The organism is Streptococcus infantis, from assembly GCF_047463655.1.
Classification (GTDB): Bacteria; Bacillota; Bacilli; order Lactobacillales; family Streptococcaceae; genus Streptococcus; species Streptococcus infantis_Z.
In genome coordinates, this window is the sequence record NZ_JASHDM010000003.1 from 1 (window position 1) to 17065 (window position 17065).

The following is a 17065-nucleotide window of genomic DNA, read 5'->3' on the forward strand; positions in this document are numbered from 1 at the left end:
TTGTTTTTTCATTGTTCAGTACTACAACCTTAGTTGTAGTGCCCTGCACATTGGTTCGTCTTGTTCAGTTTTCAAAGGTCTTTGTCACTCACTTCTCTCAAGTGACAACTATATTAGTATATCACAGTCGCTTTCGCTTGTCAACACTTTTTTGAAACTTTTTTAATTTTTTTCATCTAGTGTTTCATCTGTAACATACTATAGTCCGTACGGGATTCGAACCCGTGTTACCGCCGTGAAAAGGCGGTGTCTTAACCCCTTGACCAACGGACCGGAGTTGTTATTTTCAACTCTTACTATTATACCGACTTTTCTTACTTTGTCAACACCTTTTTTAAACTTTTTTTCATTTCTCCTGAATTAATTCCTTCAGCTCTCTGAGAAGGGCTTTGCGACCTTTAAATCGTTCGTCTGCCCATAGACGTTCGTAGGCTTCTTGCTTATCTTGGGGCAACTTTCTTCTATAATTACCTAACAAGTCATGAAAGGCATAATAATCATCCAGCCATAAACCTCCTTCTGGTAGGCGATGGCTAATCTCCCCTACTTCTTCGTAGGACATTCGGTCTAGGCGACGTTTTTGACTCTCTTGTTTTCTGACACTATCAAGGATTCGATTGCGAAATTTTGTTTTGAAGTAGACGTAGAGTTTCTTTTCTTCTTCCACTAGTTCTGGATGGTGTTCTAGAAGTTCATGGAGACAAATCATGCCTTCTTGGTCCCAATCCTCTTTCTCCCACAGGTGGAGATAGTAGTCTTTTCTACATCTATGAACAATTCCCTTTACCTTATCATAATACTTTTCAAACATTTACTTTCCCCCTTTCTCTGCTTGTAGTATAGCAGAGAAAGGGGGAAAGAAGAGCTTTGGTTTCTGTCTTGTGTTTTTTTGAGTCTGTAATGTTATGGATTATAAGTTTGTAATTCACATAAAGGTGACTAGTTTTTCACAGTCTAATTTTCAGGTAAAGCAAAAAACCCACTGTTGTAGGCTTTCTGTAAGATATTTCTTAAAATTAAAGCATTTTGTTGTAGAATTCAACGACAAGTGCTTCGTTGATTTCTGGGTTGATTTCGTCGCGTTCTGGCAAGCGAGTCAATGAACCTTCCAATTTTTCAGCATCGAATGATACGAATGCTGGACGTCCAAGAGTTGCTTCTACTGCTTCAAGGATAGCTGGAACTTTCAATGATTTTTCACGAACTGAGATCACTTGACCTGGAGTTACACGGTATGATGGGATATCAACGCGTTTTCCGTCAACAAGGATGTGACCGTGGTTTACGAATTGACGAGCTTGACGACGAGTAGTCGCAAGACCAAGACGGTAAACAACGTTATCCAAACGGCGTTCCAAAAGAAGCATGAAGTTGAAACCTAGGATTCCGCCTTTGATTTTTGTAGCTTGTACGAACAAGTTACGGAATTGTTTTTCACCTACACCGTAAGTGAAACGAAGTTTTTGTTTTTCAGCCAATTGCAAACCGTATTCTGACAATTTAGAACGGTTGTTTGGTCCGTGTTGTCCTGGTACGTAGTTACGACGTGCCAATTCTTTACCTGTACCTGTAAGTGAAAGGCCAAGGCGACGAGCTTGTTTCCAAGATGGTCCTGTATAACGTGACATGTAAATGTCCTCCTGATATAAATAATATTTCGGTGGAAATAGTCACTTAGAAAGCCCTGATTCGTGCAGATGCCCTTCGCCTAAACAGCCAAGGTTACTTATCATAAGACACCTGTTGACGAGCTTCATGCTTCCCTGCTGATATTTCACACAAAGTCCATTTTACCATGAATGGCTGGATTTGTAAAGGGGTTAAGCTTTATTTTCACTACTAGAAAGTTTGAGAAGGAGGGTAAAGGTGCTTCCTAGGCCGTACTGGCTGGTAACTGTGATTTCTCCACCTAATTGATGGGCTAATTCACCCGCAATCGCAAGGCCTAGGCCATGACCACCCGTTTTCATATTGCGCGAAGTTTCGACACGATAAAGGCGTTTGAAAATATTCTCCAAATCCTCTGGGGCAATTCCCTGCCCCTCATCGGTCACACTGATTGAAAGCTGGTTCTTCTCCAGCTTAGCCACCACTTCCAGCTTGGTTCCTGGAGCTGAGTATTTAAAAGCGTTATTGACCAGATTCACCAAGATGCGAGAAAGTTTGGCATAATCTCCTTCAATCCGGGCAGACTCTGGAATCACCTGTAAGTGGACATCTCGCTCCTCCTGCTCAATCAAGAACTGAAATTCACTCATACACTCAATCAAGAGCTGATCCAGAAAAATGCTGTCTTTACTAGTCGTCTCTGCCTGATTTCTAGCTGTGTTTAAGGTCAAAAAATTCAACTCTTCAACCAGTTTATTAAGCCTTTCGGTCTGGCGTCCAATGGTTGCTAGATAATGGGCTTGTTCTCCTTCCTTGATAACTCCGTCCAAAATTCCTTCTACCGTCGCTTGGATAGAGGTGATGGGAGTCTTGATATCATGCGAAAGCTGGGCAATCATCAAGCCCTTTTCTCGTTCGCTTTCTTCCAAGGAATCAAAGGTCGCTTGCAAATCATGGGACATTTCATTGAAGGCTTGCCCTAACTGCTGAAATTCTACAGGCCCTTGAACCTCCAGATTTGAAGGAAAATCCTTGTCCGCTACTCGCTTGGCATGTTCCTTGAGTTTACCCAATGAAGTAAAGACTGGTGATAGGAGATAGAGACTAATCCCAGCACCAACAAAACTTGCCATGAGAGTCATTCCCACTAGGAAATAAATCTCTCTTTCGTCAATTAACATTCGCTGGACTGCCCAAAAAACTACGATAATCGTTAGGAGTGTTGAAATGATATACCCCACTAGAATATAACTTTTTAATTTCATTAACTACCTCGTGCTTTCTCAATGTTGTAGCCCAAGCCCCAGACAGTTTTGATAGTAGGCGTTTCTGCACTGGCATGTTTAGCCAACTCCTGTCGAAGAGCATGAATATGAACATTCAAGGTATTGGTATCATCCACATAGTCTTCTTGCCAGACCTTTTCATAGAGGTCTGTCTTAGAAAAAACCCGCTCTGGATTACTAGCTAAAAGCCATAGAAGTTCGAAGGATTTGACTGTCAAGTCAAGCGCCACATCTCCAACTTGGACCTCATGGCTACCGTGATTCATCCGTAAATCCCCAAGACTGACTACTTCTGTCTCACCTCCACGATGAAGGCGACGCAAGATATTGTGGACACGCAAAACCAGCTCACGTGGGCTAAAAGGCTTGGCAATAAAGTCATCTGCCCCTAAGCTCAGACCGTAAATCTTGTCCTGCTCACTGGTCTTAGCCGTAATAAAGAGAAAAGGCTGATCCGGATATTGATACTGGACCTCACTAATCAAATCATAACCATCCATCCGAGGCATCATGATATCTGTAATAATCAAATCAATCGGTTTTCGCTTGAAGATTTCTAAGGCCTCTACTCCATCATGAGCCACCAAAACCTGATACCCTGCCTGAACCAGATAGCGTTGATGAATATCTGTGATTTCTACCTCGTCGTCAACGAGTAAAATTGTCTTTCCCATCTGTCTCTCCTTTGAAAAAAACAGTGCTATACCACAATAGTATAACACTATTTTAATCGCTTTACGAACATTCTAATCGCTATCTGGATTTTTCAAATCCTAGATAGAAAGTCTGTAGCTAGACTAGTCATTTTCCTCTTTTTTAGCTTTCAAACCGAGACCACCCAGCAGTCCAGCCAAGGCGAGTCCAAAGAATCCAATAGCAGACATTGATGTTTGGGCTTCACCAGTATATGGAAGCATGTCTTTTCGGCCTTTCATTTTATCAGCCATCATTGGATTTGACGCCTTGTTATTAGCTGCCATCTTGCCTTCATCAGACATTTTTCTTGAGGCTGCTGGAGCTTGATCTTGTTTCATGCTTGGTGTTTCCATAGGCTGGCTAGCATTCATGGTTTTATCCTGCTCTTTGTTAGGCATCATCTTATCCTGACTAGCAGCTGGCATTTGCGAGTTCATCGGAGTAAGAGACTGATGTCCATTCAAGTTTACTGTCAAATCCTTAGTCGCTACCAGATTAGTTAAGTCGGGCTTGCCGTCTTTTGCGCCGTACACCTTGATAGTAGCTTTATAACTTTGAGTGCCGTTTTGTTTCAAGAGGTCAAGAAGCTCTTTATCTGATTTGCCTTGAGTACCGGCCAAATCCACTTCATAGAAGTAGAGACCTTTGCCCAATTTCTCTACTGGTGGGAGAGCAGGATTTTTAGCTGAACCATTGTCTGACCATGGGGCCTTGTCGGATGCTTTCAAGATAAGGCGAGTCAACATACCGTCACCAGCGAAGAATTCATATGGAATGACTTGGTTAACTCCGGCTGTGAATGGGCCTGGGAAGTTGGCTTTGTCCAAATAAGTGGCTGGGACATCTACTGTGTCTTTGGTGTTGTCGGCCACTCCTTTTTGAACTTCAGCAGGCGTAGTCAAGCCATTCAAGTTGACATCCAAATCTTTTGTCGCTACAAGATTGCTCAAATCGGCCTTGCCATCTTTTGTACCGTACACTTTGATAGTTGCTTTATAGCTTTGAGTGCCGTTTTGTTTTAACAAGTCAAGCAGCTCTTTATCTGATTTACCTTGAGTGCCGGCCAAATCCACTTCATAGAAGTAGAGACCTTTACCCAATTTCTCTACTGGTGGAAGGGCAGGATTTTTAGCTGAGCCGTTGTCTGACCATGGAGCCTTGTCAGAAGCTTTCAGGATAAGGCGTGTCAACATACCATCACCTGCGAAGAATTCGTATGGAATGACTTGGTTGACTCCGGCTGTGAATGGGCCAGGGAAGTTGGCCTTGGCCAAGTAAGTAGCTGGGACATCTACTGTGTCTTTGGTGTTTTCAGCCACACCTTTTTGTACTTCAGCTGGAGTGGTCAAGCCGTTCAAGTTGACATCCAAATCCTTAGTCGCTACTAGGTTGCTCAAATCTGCTTTGCCATCTTTTGCACCATACACTTTAATAGTAGCTTTATAGCTTTGCGTACCGTTTTGTTTCAAGAGGTCTAGAAGCTCTTTGTCTGATTTGTCTTGAGTGCCTGCCAAGTCCACTTCGTAGAAGTAGAGACCTTTGCCTAATTTCTCTACTGGTGGGAGAGCTGGATTTTTAGCTGAGCCGTTGTGTGACCATGGAGCCTTAACGGATGCTTTTAAGATGAGGCGGGTCAACATACCATCACCTGCGAAGAATTCGTATGGAATGACTTGATTGACGCCGGCTGTGAATGGGCCTGGGAAGTTAGCCTTGTCCAAGTAAGTAGCTGGGACATCTACTGTGTCTTTGGTATTATCAACCACGCCTTTTTGAACTTCAGCTGGGGTGGTCAAGCCGTTCAAGTTGACATCCAAATTTTTAGTCGCTACTAGGTTGCTCAAATCTGCTTTGCCATCTTTCGCACCATACACTTTAATAGTAGCTTTATAGCTTTGAGTGCCGTTTTGTTTCAAGAGGTCAAGAAGCTCTTTATCTGTTTTACCTTGAGTACCGGCCAAATCCACTTCGTAGAAGTAGAGGCCTTTGCCCAATTTCTCTACTGGTGGAAGAGCTGGATTTTTAGCTGAGCCGTTGTCTGACCATGGAGCCTTGTCTGAGGCTTTCAAGATAAGGCGAGTCAACATCCCATCACCAGCGAAGAATTCGTATGGGATTACTTGGTTAACACCGGCTGTGAATGGACCTGGGAAGTTAGCCTTGTCCAAGTAAGTAGCTGGAACATCTACTGTGTCTTTGGTGTTTTCAGCCACACCTTTTTGAACTTCAGCAGGGGTGGTTGCTTGTTGAGCTTCACTTACTTCACGGTCTTGTCCAATAACTGCAGGAGCAGGATTTGTCGCAGGTTTAACCGCATCTTCTGCTTCTTTCTTAGATTCTGGTTTTACTTGCACTTCTTCTTTGGGTACTACTACTTGGTCTTTATCAGCTACATCCACTTTTTCTGGTGAGCTTGTAGAATCCAAGCTTGCTTTAGGTGCTGAATCTGCCTGTTCTGAAGGAAGAGCTGTATCGACTGCTTCTTTGAGAAGTTCTGCTGGTAAGTCGCTCTTTGCACTCACCGAATCTGCATCTGGCACGACTTGAGCAGGGGTCGGATTGACCACATCGGCACGTGCAGAACTTGGTTGACTGACCAGAACAAAGAAGCCACTGGCCACAACAACTGAGGCAACACCGACACTAAGACGGCGAATAGACCAACGAGTATATCTTTGATTTGGATTGAATTTCATAGGATTCTCCTTAGAGTTTTTCTTTATTTGATGACTCTAGTATAATCTCCTAAAATTAAAAAGGATTAAGAAAAAGTTAAAATTTTTCTTAAATCCCTCTTATAAAATACTTATATTGACTCAATAGTCGTTGAAAAAAGAATAGTCACTCCTCTTCTACTCACTGAGGCTTGCTAGAGTATCCAAATATTGGTTATTAATAACCGCCATGATATAGGTATCCGATCTTAGTAAGTCATTTGGGCCAAACTGAACATCTAAGGGAGCATTTTCGTAGTCACGAAAACCGAGGATATTGAGATTGTACCGTCCTCTAAGATTTAATTGGCTAAGGCTCTTTCCTACCCATGATACAGGAACTTTCATTTCGACAATGGAGACGTTCTTGTCTAACTGAAAGACATCTACACTATTATGGAAGAGAATCGTCTGTGCCAAAGAGCGTCCCATCTCATACTCTGGTGAAATAACTGAGTCTGCACCTATTTTTTCAAGGACTTTTTTTGCTGTATGGCTTTTAACCTTAGCAATAACAGTCGGTACACCCAGACTCTTGCAATGCATGACTGCTAGAACACTAGACTCTAGATTTTCACCAGTTGCGACGACTACTGTATCACAAGTATCAATCCCCGCTGATAGCAAGAGGTCCTCATCTGTGATGTCACCAACAACGCCACGCGCTAAGACCGGTTCAAATTGATTGATTCGTTCCTCATGGTCGTCAATGGCTATGATATTTACATCATGCTTAGCGAGAGCAGCCAGAACACTACTCCCAAAAATACCCAAACCTAAAATTCCGATTGTCCGATCTGACATAGTTTATCCTTTCTTATCCTATGGTTATATCTGCTTTCATATAGTGAATCATATCTTTCTTATCTGGTCGATACTCAGCCAAACTGACTAATAGCGTCAGTGGCCCAATTCGTCCGATAAACATCAGTAGCATGACAATGCTGAGAGCTAATTTGCCTAATTCTGGTGTCAAATTAGCAGTTACTCCAACCGTGGCAAGCGCTGAAATTGTTTCAAACATCAGATAGATAAATTTCGGATTCCCTTCTGCTGTTATTCCTAGTAAAATCAAGCCAACCAGAAAAGTCAATAAAAAAATAATGAAGACACTGAATGATTTTTGGACTGTCCGAGGTTCAATCGTTCTCTGTGCTACATTGGCATGAGGTAACCCTAAAAACTCACTGCGTGCGAATACCAACAAAACAAAGAAGGTCGTGATTTTAAGTCCTCCTGCGGTTCCTCCAGGTGCTCCACCGAGAAACATTTGTAAGATATAAATCAGCAAAGTAACAGGTCTAGCTTGAGTGTAATCAATAGAAGCAAAACCTGCTGTTCTCATGCTAACAGTTTGGAAGAAGCTAACCAGCAATTTATCCGGGAAGCTAAGATTTCCAATCGTTCCCGAATTGTTCCACTCTATCAAGAGGGTTGAAACTGTTCCAGCAAATAAAATCCCCGCTGTTAAGAAGAGGACTAGCTTAGTATGGAAACGAAGACGGCGTTTTTTCTTCTTTCCCAATTGAGTGGCTAGATCAAACCAGACCATAAAACCTAGACCACCTGTAATAATCAAGCCCGCAATCACTAGATTAACCAAAGGATCTGTCTGAAAGGCTAGCAAACTCGTACTTCCAAAATTATCAAATCCAGCATTACAGAAAGCTGAAATCGCCAAGAAGATAGACGTTAAAATCCCTCGCCCCCAGCCAAACTCGGGGATAAAACGAAAACTCAGTAGAAAGGCTCCTAAACCTTCTACTAAAAAAGTTGTAAAAAAGATGGAACGTAGAAAATCCTTCAAAGACTGAGTTTCTTCAAAACTAAAACTCTCCAGAATCGTTTCACGACCTCGAAGACTTAGCTTTTGCTTGCTTTGAATATAGAAGACTCCTATAAAGGTCATGAGCCCCAAACCACCAATCTGAATCAAGACCATACAAATCAGCTGCCCCCAAACATTGTAGGTAGAAGCGACAGGTAAGGTAAACAGTCCTGTCACACAGACCATGGATACAGCTGTAAACAAATGATCAAAATAACCGGCATGAGATGTTGGAGCTTGTACGAGTGGTAGACTCAACAGGAGGGAACCTAGAAAAATAACTAAAGCAAAGCTTAAAAAGATTCGCCGAGCAGGTGATAAACGCCCCAAAGTGGTATTTATTTTTTCAACAATTGATTTTAATAACATAGCTACATTGTACCACAAAAAACTGAGAATACTCACATATGACTAACGATCTCAAGACAGAGTTCTAGCGCCTTTTCGAAAGCCTCCGCACCCCAATCGCGCTGGTCATAGTTATCAAGATCTGCCAAGGAATCTGCTGTAAACAGCAACTCACCCCAGATAACTCCACGAAGTTGAGCCACTGCCGCTAGAGCTGCACACTCCATCTCTACAACTGCACAACCTTCTTCCTTACGATAGGCAACTTTTTCAGCGGTTTCTCGGTAAAATCCGTCTGTCGACCAGGTCATGACTTCTTCGTAAGGGACACCTAGTTGTTCCAAGACTTGCTCGATGGCAGAAACAGCTTCTACATGAACATCCATATAACGAGAGGGTGGCGCATAATGGTAGCTAGCTCCTTCATCACGCAATGCTCTTACTGGAATTAGAAAAGCATTTTCTTCTATATTAGTAAGCACCCCACAAGTACCGGTAGAGATGATTTTCTCCACACCGTAACCAATCAACCAATCCATAAACTGGGCGGCTGGTGCAGAACCAACCGGAGCCTGGGCTAGACAAACTTTTTCACCTTTGTAGTCCATGACATAAACAGGATAGGTTTTAGTGGCAGAAATGAACTCGCCGACACACTCTGCTCCTACTTCCTGAGCATAGCGGTCAATCTCCTCCTCCAAAAATGCATAGATGCACTTCTTTGGCAACTGTAAATCTAAGCCTTCGTGATTGGGCATGATAACTGCTTGAGGATTGTCATCAAACTCTAAAATAGGAATAGCGTGTTTCTGAATCATAGAACACCTCCTCTAAATTTTTACTATTGTATCAAAAGCAGAAAGAAAGTCAAGGTGAAGCCTAAATAAAAAACTTATCTTAAGGCAATGACCCCCTATGCTCAAAAAAGCTGGAATTGGTGTTGCCATGGGCAACACTCCTCAAGAAGTGAAAGATGGAGCAGCCTTTGTGACAAAGACCAACAATGAAAACGGAGCTGGGCAAGCGGTTGAGACTTATGTGCTGATTTAGAAACAATTTAAAATAGAACTATATCATTAAACTGCACACCACAGTTAAATTTTTTCAGTCTAATCCTAGAGTGCAGTTTAATTTTCAAAGTGTTCAAGTCATATTTTAACCGAATACCTTGTAATACTGTTTCAACAAGATTGAACGAACTTAAACTAATTGCCTACTCTCAGCAGTCATACAAAAAATAGAAAATCTTTTTATATTCACCAAAATAAATATGCATTACGATAATTTCTTTACTTTTCGATTATCAACTCTATAAATGGCTAGCATATCTAGTATCAACCATGTATCACGGGGGTATGCAACATAGCGCGATTCCCAGATTGGCTTAAACTTTTGTTTATATTGTCTAAGACCACTAAAGGAATAAAAGCGATTGGTAAAAGCATAGATGAGATAAGCCACTTTTTCCTGTAAGAAACTATGTTTCTCAGTTCCTACATTTGACAAGGGTGCCATACCTAAATCAAAGAAGATAACTCCTTCTTCTTTAAAATAAAGTAATAAGTTTACAAAAAGATAATCCATGATACCATCAGGTGCTGTCCTTAAGTGGTAGCGCATCAAATCAATACTGGCTTCTTCAGGTCCGTTACTTGCTAAAAAAGTAACAAAAGCCTGAACGTTATCATCCTTATCCCTTACAAGTGCGATTGGTGCTAGTTGAATATACTTTTCATCAAAGTAACCAAGTGAAAAACCTTTTTCTTGGCGGCCATCTAACCAGCTATCCGATATTTCTTTAAGTACGTTTAGCAAATCCTCATCAAAGGGAGGTTCTAAAACTTGAAATTGATATCCCTTATTCTCCAACTTATTAACAATCGTTCTAAATTTCTTCCCATGTTTCCCTTCGATTGTAAAACTCTCTAATGGCACCTGAGCATTCTCACCAAATTTCATAAAGTCATACCCATATTCATGAAGTAATAGAGTCGTTTCTTGGTTGACTTCATAGAAAATAATAGCCACATTTGCAGCCTCTGCATCTTCTAAAAACTGTGATAAGCCTTTTTCTAAATAGCCCGACTGCGCTAGTGGATCCGACATGACAACATACTTGTTGTTTTCAATTGCAAATTGGAACACCACTTTGTCTTGGCCATCCTCCTGGTACCAATATAAGTATTTATCACCTAAAAAAGCTAAGGCCGAATCTAAATTGAGATTTGGTATTGTACTAACAAAATCTTGATAACGTTGCTTATCAAAGCTTTCTCCAATTTCCCCTTTGAATTGATTACTTTTACGAAGAAGCAACACATATAGAGACACCAAAACAAGGGACACACTAAGAAGATAAAGCCAATGTGTCATTACGTGAGAGAAATGGTTTAACTGAAACACATGATGAGGATTCAAATGCCCTAGCAAAACTAGTGTCAAAAAGAGCGTTCCACCAATATAAATAATATCTTTGCAACAATCTTCCCAAACATAGATATAATGCCTGCGAACAAATGTATCTTTCTTCCACCAAATGAGAGATAAAAGTTTGATTAAGAAAATACTACTTATTAAAGAAAAAGAACCAATATTCAAATAAACAAGGCTAACCAAACCTAGTCCAGTCGTAAGTGCTAAGGTAAATTTCAATCGTCGTTTGACTATTCTTGCTAGCAGAAAGAATAGAACACCGAGAAGGATACTAGGAAGTTGAAAAACAAACTGACCAGTACTAGTTGCAAGATCTTTAAGCAAAGGAAGATGCTCTAATTCTTGAGGAACTATAGCTGAAACGATAAAAAAGAAGCCAAAAAGTCGTAAACCCCAAACTAATACAATAGTGGATAAAGTCTCAATGACCTTGTGTGGAATTCCTAAATACTTCTCATTAAGTCGTCCACCCATATTTTTCAAGAATAGAACAACTCCTAAACCAAAAGGAAGAATATAATAGAATAACCTAAATAAAAGTAACCAACTTAGTGCCTGAGTCTTATCAATCCCAAGGCCAACTAAACCAGATAACATAATTAAATCAAAACTACCTAGACTACCAGGAATCATTGACATAATTCCGATTGTAATGGCAATCATAAAAAGGGGGATGATGTCATAAATCGGTAAATGAAACCCTAAAACAGATCCAACTAAAAGGAAAAAACCAATGATGCTAGCCCAATCAAGAGCTGAAGCCAATACTAATGATAAAATTGTTCTTCCACTCAGCTGACCAAAATAAGCCCAATTTTTTCTATTTGAAACAAATAGTACAATTGGAAGATAGAGACTAGCTCCTAAAAGAGCTGGCCAATACTGTTTAATCCCAATTGATACAGGGAATAACCCTGTTAAAACTAAGCTGATTAGAGCAAACAGTGAGAATCCACTCATGAAATAAGGAATGACACGAGAAATCCCCTGCATACTTTTTTCAGGTCGTTCTTCATCTCCATAGAAAGAATATCGTAAACCAACATCCACCAAACCGGCAAAACCAATCATATTATTCAAGCTATTAATAGTCCAGCTAGTTTCGAGTAAGTAAGAAATTTTTTGTTTTTGATGAAGCTCTTGATTTAAGATTCTATCATAGATGATCATTGGCGCAACGGCCATAAAACCAAACAATGCTAAACAGATGACATTTAGTGGAGACAGTCCTCCCAGTATTTCTTTAATCTTATCAAACGAAATTGTTTTAAAAAGTCTAGTTATCTCTACAATAACTAGACTAGTAATAGATAGAAATAAAACGAGTTTGATAAGTGTTTGCCATTTTTTAAGCCAATTCAAAAGCATTTGCAAACTCTACTCCTTTTATCCTAATAATGTCTGTAGAATCGGAACCACAATTACAAATAAAACCGTACTGAGAGTGACCACATTCGTTGAAAACTCAACATCGCCTTTTCCTTGATTGGCAAGGATAGGAAGAACCGCTAAAGCAGGTGTTGCTGATTGAATCATAAAGGTTCTAAATTCTGATGCTACCATATTTGGAGAGAAGAACTTCAAAACTAGGAGCATGATGACCGGCGCAAGGATAAAACGACCAACCAGTGTGATAATGGTATCCTTATCAAAGCGAATGGTCTTAAGTCCCGCCTTCGCTAGAACGATACCAATATAGACAAGTGATAATGGCGTTGTTAAACTACCAATATAGGTCAAGGTACTTTCCGCAAAACTTGGAACAGGCAGACGGAGAACTAAAAAGGCGAGGGCTACGAGAAAACCTAATAAAGGAGCAGGGAAGAGCTTCTTCCAATTAAATTTTTGAGTCTGTTTTGAAGCCCCTTCTTTGCTATCAGAAGTCATCAGATAGACACCTAAGGTCCAAGTAGAGATAGTATTTGTAATATAATATACCAAGAAGTAAGGAAGGGCTTGATCCCCAAACAGAGCGATATTTAAAGGCAAACCAATGAAAATAGTATTGGCATTGACAAAGGTATTAATCATGGTTCCTCGGCGTCCTGAGCGCACTTTAAAAACTTTCACCGCAATAAAGGCCGCTAGATAACCAAGAATGAAGGCGATAAACGTATAGAGCAAACCACCAGACAAGCTAATCAGCTTATCTAAGGTTAAATATTTAAGAACAGAGGTAAAAATTGCCACAGGCATAGCCACATTCATAATGAGTTTAGATAAGTCATTTCCAAAACTCTCTTGGAACCAACCACGGACTTGCAAGAAATAACCAAGAATGATGATGACGATAATGGGTACAATACTCTGAATTGACGTTATAAAGATTTCCATAGTCTCCCTTTCTTTATAATAGGACATATAGCAAAAGGGGTACAAGGCATCCAGTCGCACTCGTACACCCCATTTCCATTTACTTATTTATATTCTGGATACCATTTCAAATCACGGACTGCTTTAGCCATATCTGTCTCTTGAGCACGTGCAAGACCTTGTTCTTGTGCTTTTTTAGCAACTGCTTCCGCTACTTTGATGGAAACATCGGCTACATACTTAAACGGAGGTAAGACTGGTGCTCCAGGTTGACCTGGATTGACAATCCCACTCAATGAACGTGCAGCGGCACCAATCATTTCATCTGTCAAAAGACTCGCTTCAGAAGCCAACATACCAAGTCCAAGACCTGGATAAATCAACGCATTGTTCGCTTGACCAATCACGTAGTCTACTCCTTTATAGGAAACTGTACCAGCTGGAATTCCTGTTGCAACAAACGCTTTCCCATCTGACCATTCAATCAAATCTTTGGCACTTGCTTCTGCGAGCTTCGTAGGATTAGACAATGGGAAGATCATTGGACGTTCAGTATTTTCACACATAGCCTCTACGATTTCTTTAGTGAAGGTATTTGGCTGAGTTGAAGTTCCCACAAGAATCGTTGGTTTAACCGTCTTCACCACTTCAAGAAGGTCCGTTAACTTATCCGCATTGGCAAAATCAGAGCGTTTCTTAGCAAATGGTTTTTGTTGAAGAGTTAGGTCATCCATGTCATCAAAGAGGAGACCTTGTTTATCGACCATAAAGAAACGTTTATAGGCTTCTTCTTCAGGCAGACCTTCACTAACCATTTCGCGAAGTACACGAGAGGCAATCCCTGCACCAGCAGTTCCACCACCATAGCAGAGGTAAACTTGATCCGTTAATTTTTCACCTGTAATATCCAGTGAACCAAAGATACCACCCAAGGTCACGATACCAGTTCCTTGGATATCATCGTTAAAGGTTGGAATTTGCTTCCGGTATTTTTCAAGAATATTGGCAGCATTTAAGCGACCGAAATCTTCCCAGTGAAGGTAGAGTTTAGGGAAAAGACGTTCTGCAGTTTGGACAAATTGATCGATAAAATCATAGTAACGATCACCACGCACACGTTCGTGACGATTTCCTAAGTAATTAGGATTGTTACGCAATTCTTCACGGTTGGTACCTGCATCAATGACCAAAGGAAGCACCATTGAAGGATCAATTCCTGCAGCCCCAGTATAGACCATCAATTTCCCAACAGAAATATCGACACCATTTGTACCCCAGTCACCAATACCGAGAATACCTTCTGCATCTGTCACAACAATAAGACGAATTTCACGATCTCCCGCTGCATTTTTCAAAGTAGCTTCGATATTTTCAGGGTGATTAATATCAAGATATGCGGCATACTGAGGATCTACAAAGAGGTCGCTATACCCTTCAATAGTATCAGCAATGGTTGGGTCATAGACAATGGGATTAAATTCTTCCAAATGTTGAGCAAACAAGTAATAGAAAAGGGTACGGTTGGTATTAAAGATTTCCATTAGGAACAAACGTTTTTCCAAATCGTTGACCTTCGTTTGCATTTGCGCATAAGTTTGCGCTGCTTGTTCTTCAATGGTTTGAACGTAAGGTGGTAGGAGGCCAATGAGACCTAGTTTCTGGCGTTCTTCCAAGGTAAAGGCAGTCCCTTTGTTAAGGAAAGGGTTGTTTAAAATATCATGTGCAGTCATCATATGACCTCCTTATTTAGTTTATTCTATTATAACACTTTTTTGGTTTATATGACACTTTGTTCTATATATGATACAATAATAAATAAAAGTACAGACGATGCAAGCTAAAATGATATGATTTCAAGAAATAACAAACTATTGCATTTATCCATCACTTCCTAAATAGTCATGGTCATCTTTTTAAAAAGCGAGATCCTTTCCACGTTTTTAGAAGGTTATTCCCATCAAAAAATTCAAAATACGTTTCTTATAACATACATTGTTTTGTTTAAGGTGTTATTTTTGTCATTTAAAACTTGTATTCTGGTTACATGAAAACAAAACATTATTTGCAACAGTATATAGCGCAAAAGGTCAAATATTTGCGAAAAAAACAAAACATGAGTCAAGAGGAGCTGTCGGAACGGGCAGACCTTGGATTAAAATACATCAATCAATTGGAAAATCAAAACGTGAATCTGACCATTCACAGTCTTGAAAAAGTCATTTCTGCTCTTGAGTTAACTCCTGAAGAATTCTTCAATTTTGATTCACTCGAAGCATCTTCAGATCCTACCGACAGCCTTTCACTTAAGAGAGTAAATATGAAAATTAAACAACTTCCAGTTGGAAAAAGGGAGAAGTTCCTAAAGATTTTCGAAGATCTTTTAGATAGCCTTTAATTGTCCTCTGACTCACCTTAGATTGTAACAAACAAAAAATCATATAGTCAAATTAGCTATCACGGATAATTTTTACTTATCCATGTCTGTCTATTTAGAAGAGGGAGCCCAATGAATCTTAAGGACTTTTATTATTTTCTTGATCTTAGTCAACAGCAATCCTTTACTGGGGTTGCCCAAAAACACGGGATCAGTCAACCATCCGTTTCCTATGCGATTAAACGACTAGAAAAGGAATTTCACTGCCAATTAATTGTGCACGATCCTTCTCACCGTACTTTCAAATTGACGCCCCAAGGAGAAATCTTGCTACGACATATTCAAAAGGTCTTACCTGATATTCAAGGGGCAAAAAAAGAGATTCTACGGAGTCTCTCTCAATTCAACACGATTGGGTTTCCTCCAATCATCATTGACTATCTTGTCCGAAAACAACCTGCTTTTATCAGTAATGTTGCAGCGCTTCAAAGTATCCATCCAGTCCAAGAAGGATCTGTTGAACTTTTGGAATTACTTTCCAAAGGAGAGCTAGATGCTAGTTTTTTGGGGAGTTTGGAACCGATTAAAGACCATCGCTTCCAGGTAAGAGAAATGGCCAAACGAGATCTCTATTATGTACTGCATCACAACCATCCTCTAGCCTCAAAAAAGATATTACAATTTTCAGATGTCATCGATGAAGATTTTATCATTCCAGATGAGCACTTTGTTCATTTAAAAGCCTTTGAACAGTTGAATGAGCGTTATCACCATAAGGCTACTCCCTTCTTTCAGACAGATGATATTCAACTCCTAAAACAACTTCTTCGTAAACAAGTTGGAATTAGCTTACTAGCAGATCTTGCACTAACGGATAATGAAAAGGATTTGATTGCAATTCCGACGGCTGAAGATGAACGGATCAGCTTTTACGTTTCGCTAGTTGAACCGAAGGAAAGTAATCTCAAACCGGAGGTCATCCAATTCTTTGAAAAATTACTAAACTAGTCGCAACCTTTTTTCATAGTGCTAATGCGAAAACATAAATTAAGTAACTAGCTAGTATTTTTTACGTATAAAAATAAAGTAGAAACACTGATAAAATAAGGATTCCTGCAAATTTGTAGGAATCCTATTTTTTTCGTGAGTTTTGTGTATTTAAATTATTTCATGTATATTTTTCTTGTTCGGTTTTTTATTAATAACTAGAGATATGAAAAGCCCAAAAGCCTTGATTAATATATCGTTGATAAGTTTTTAAAAACCGGTATCAGAGAAAATAGTTTATTAAAAAGGGGACATATTTTGAAAAAATATACTTTTTTACGTAAACAAACTCTAACCTTAGCTTCCGTTGTTTTAGGAACTGTCTTCACAGGAACTACTATTGCTTCTGCTGATGACGTCACACCTGCAACAACCCAAGCTGCTCCTGCAGCTCTTCCCAAAAATTGAAAAAAATCTC

The 17065-nt window shown here is 40.0% G+C and carries 15 protein-coding genes and 1 tRNA gene; 4 read left to right on the forward strand and 12 right to left on the reverse strand.

From position 1 onward, the window contains the following. Positions 1 to 201: 201 nt before the first annotated feature. The 9 genes from QM877_RS03730 to QM877_RS03770 form a co-directional block, all read right to left on the reverse strand. Positions 202 to 273: transfer RNA gene (locus QM877_RS03730), tRNA-Glu, on the reverse strand. Positions 274 to 346: 73 nt separating this feature from the next. Then, a complete protein-coding gene (locus tag QM877_RS03735) occupies positions 347 to 811 on the reverse strand; it encodes a sigma-70 family RNA polymerase sigma factor (protein ID WP_414317633.1) in 465 nt (154 codons plus the stop codon). Positions 812 to 1016: 205 nt separating this feature from the next. Continuing rightward, positions 1017 to 1628, reverse strand: a complete 612-nt coding sequence (gene rpsD / locus QM877_RS03740; RefSeq protein WP_000092756.1) for a 30S ribosomal protein S4 — start codon at positions 1626 to 1628, stop codon at positions 1017 to 1019. A gap of 192 nt (positions 1629 to 1820) precedes the next feature. Continuing rightward, positions 1821 to 2873, reverse strand: coding sequence for a sensor histidine kinase (locus QM877_RS03745; protein WP_414317634.1), 1053 nt, complete (start codon positions 2871 to 2873; stop codon positions 1821 to 1823). After that, a complete protein-coding gene (locus QM877_RS03750; protein ID WP_414317635.1) occupies positions 2873 to 3568 on the reverse strand; it encodes a response regulator transcription factor in 696 nt (231 codons plus the stop codon). The genes QM877_RS03745 and QM877_RS03750 overlap by 1 nt, the downstream gene beginning before the upstream one ends. Positions 3569 to 3691: 123 nt before the next feature. Continuing rightward, positions 3692 to 6286: an SSURE domain-containing protein gene (locus QM877_RS03755; RefSeq protein ID WP_414317636.1), complete on the reverse strand. Its 2595-nt coding sequence runs from the start codon at positions 6284 to 6286 to the stop codon at positions 3692 to 3694. Between the two features lie 156 nt (positions 6287 to 6442). Continuing rightward, positions 6443 to 7108, reverse strand: coding sequence for a potassium channel family protein (locus QM877_RS03760; RefSeq protein ID WP_414311050.1), 666 nt, complete (start codon positions 7106 to 7108; stop codon positions 6443 to 6445). Positions 7109 to 7121: 13 nt separating this feature from the next. Further along, positions 7122 to 8501 carry a TrkH family potassium uptake protein gene (locus QM877_RS03765; RefSeq protein WP_414317637.1) on the reverse strand — a complete coding sequence of 460 codons (1380 nt, stop codon included), beginning with the start codon at positions 8499 to 8501 and terminating at the stop codon, positions 7122 to 7124. 32 nt (positions 8502 to 8533) lie between these two features. Continuing rightward, on the reverse strand, positions 8534 to 9298 hold the full coding sequence (locus tag QM877_RS03770; RefSeq protein ID WP_414317638.1) for a nucleoside phosphorylase: 765 nt from the start codon (positions 9296 to 9298) through the stop codon (positions 8534 to 8536). A gap of 97 nt (positions 9299 to 9395) precedes the next feature. Between QM877_RS03770 and QM877_RS03775 the strand changes: the two genes are divergently transcribed. Further along, positions 9396 to 9530, forward strand: a complete 135-nt coding sequence (locus tag QM877_RS03775; RefSeq protein ID WP_414317639.1) for an HAD hydrolase family protein — start codon at positions 9396 to 9398, stop codon at positions 9528 to 9530. 225 nt (positions 9531 to 9755) lie between these two features. Here the strand turns inward: QM877_RS03775 and mprF are convergent, their stop codons facing one another. The 3 genes from mprF to QM877_RS03790 all read right to left on the reverse strand — a co-directional run bounded on the left by mprF (position 9756) and on the right by QM877_RS03790 (position 14956). Continuing rightward, positions 9756 to 12281: a bifunctional lysylphosphatidylglycerol flippase/synthetase MprF gene (gene mprF, locus QM877_RS03780; protein ID WP_414317640.1), complete on the reverse strand. Its 2526-nt coding sequence runs from the start codon at positions 12279 to 12281 to the stop codon at positions 9756 to 9758. Positions 12282 to 12299: 18 nt separating this feature from the next. After that, complete coding sequence (locus tag QM877_RS03785) at positions 12300 to 13247, reverse strand: AEC family transporter (protein WP_045762622.1); 948 nt, start codon at positions 13245 to 13247, stop codon at positions 12300 to 12302. An 83-nt stretch (positions 13248 to 13330) separates the two neighbouring features. Continuing rightward, entirely contained in the window at positions 13331 to 14956 is a 1626-nt protein-coding gene (locus QM877_RS03790; protein ID WP_414317641.1) for a malolactic enzyme, read from the reverse strand. 314 nt (positions 14957 to 15270) lie between these two features. Here QM877_RS03790 and QM877_RS03795 point away from each other — a divergent pair, with 314 nt between their 5' ends. The 3 genes from QM877_RS03795 to QM877_RS03805 all read left to right on the forward strand — a co-directional run bounded on the left by QM877_RS03795 (position 15271) and on the right by QM877_RS03805 (position 17055). Beyond that, complete coding sequence (locus tag QM877_RS03795; RefSeq protein WP_414317642.1) at positions 15271 to 15621, forward strand: helix-turn-helix domain-containing protein; 351 nt, start codon at positions 15271 to 15273, stop codon at positions 15619 to 15621. A 111-nt stretch (positions 15622 to 15732) separates the two neighbouring features. After that, on the forward strand, positions 15733 to 16608 hold the full coding sequence (locus QM877_RS03800) for a LysR family transcriptional regulator (RefSeq protein WP_414317643.1): 876 nt from the start codon (positions 15733 to 15735) through the stop codon (positions 16606 to 16608). A gap of 297 nt (positions 16609 to 16905) precedes the next feature. After that, positions 16906 to 17055 carry a hypothetical protein gene (locus QM877_RS03805; RefSeq protein WP_414317644.1) on the forward strand — a complete coding sequence of 50 codons (150 nt, stop codon included), beginning with the start codon at positions 16906 to 16908 and terminating at the stop codon, positions 17053 to 17055. Positions 17056 to 17065: the final 10 nt, after the last annotated feature.

Excerpts from the sequence above, each read along its gene's own strand:
- QM877_RS03735 (WP_414317633.1), bottom strand. The coding sequence starts at position 811 with ATGTTTGAAAAGTATTATGATAAGGTAAAGGGAATTGTTCATAGATGT.
- rpsD (WP_000092756.1), bottom strand. The coding sequence starts at position 1,628 with ATGTCACGTTATACAGGACCATCTTGGAAACAAGCTCGTCGCCTTGGC.
- QM877_RS03745 (WP_414317634.1), bottom strand. The coding sequence starts at position 2,873 with ATGAAATTAAAAAGTTATATTCTAGTGGGGTATATCATTTCAACACTC.
- QM877_RS03750 (WP_414317635.1), bottom strand. The coding sequence starts at position 3,568 with ATGGGAAAGACAATTTTACTCGTTGACGACGAGGTAGAAATCACAGAT.
- QM877_RS03755 (WP_414317636.1), bottom strand. The coding sequence starts at position 6,286 with ATGAAATTCAATCCAAATCAAAGATATACTCGTTGGTCTATTCGCCGT.
- QM877_RS03760 (WP_414311050.1), bottom strand. The coding sequence starts at position 7,108 with ATGTCAGATCGGACAATCGGAATTTTAGGTTTGGGTATTTTTGGGAGT.
- QM877_RS03765 (WP_414317637.1), bottom strand. The coding sequence starts at position 8,501 with ATGTTATTAAAATCAATTGTTGAAAAAATAAATACCACTTTGGGGCGT.
- QM877_RS03770 (WP_414317638.1), bottom strand. The coding sequence starts at position 9,298 with ATGATTCAGAAACACGCTATTCCTATTTTAGAGTTTGATGACAATCCT.
- QM877_RS03775 (WP_414317639.1), top strand. The coding sequence starts at position 9,396 with ATGCTCAAAAAAGCTGGAATTGGTGTTGCCATGGGCAACACTCCTCAA.
- mprF (WP_414317640.1), bottom strand. The coding sequence starts at position 12,281 with ATGCTTTTGAATTGGCTTAAAAAATGGCAAACACTTATCAAACTCGTT.
- QM877_RS03785 (WP_045762622.1), bottom strand. The coding sequence starts at position 13,247 with ATGGAAATCTTTATAACGTCAATTCAGAGTATTGTACCCATTATCGTC.
- QM877_RS03790 (WP_414317641.1), bottom strand. The coding sequence starts at position 14,956 with ATGACTGCACATGATATTTTAAACAACCCTTTCCTTAACAAAGGGACT.
- QM877_RS03795 (WP_414317642.1), top strand. The coding sequence starts at position 15,271 with ATGAAAACAAAACATTATTTGCAACAGTATATAGCGCAAAAGGTCAAA.
- QM877_RS03800 (WP_414317643.1), top strand. The coding sequence starts at position 15,733 with ATGAATCTTAAGGACTTTTATTATTTTCTTGATCTTAGTCAACAGCAA.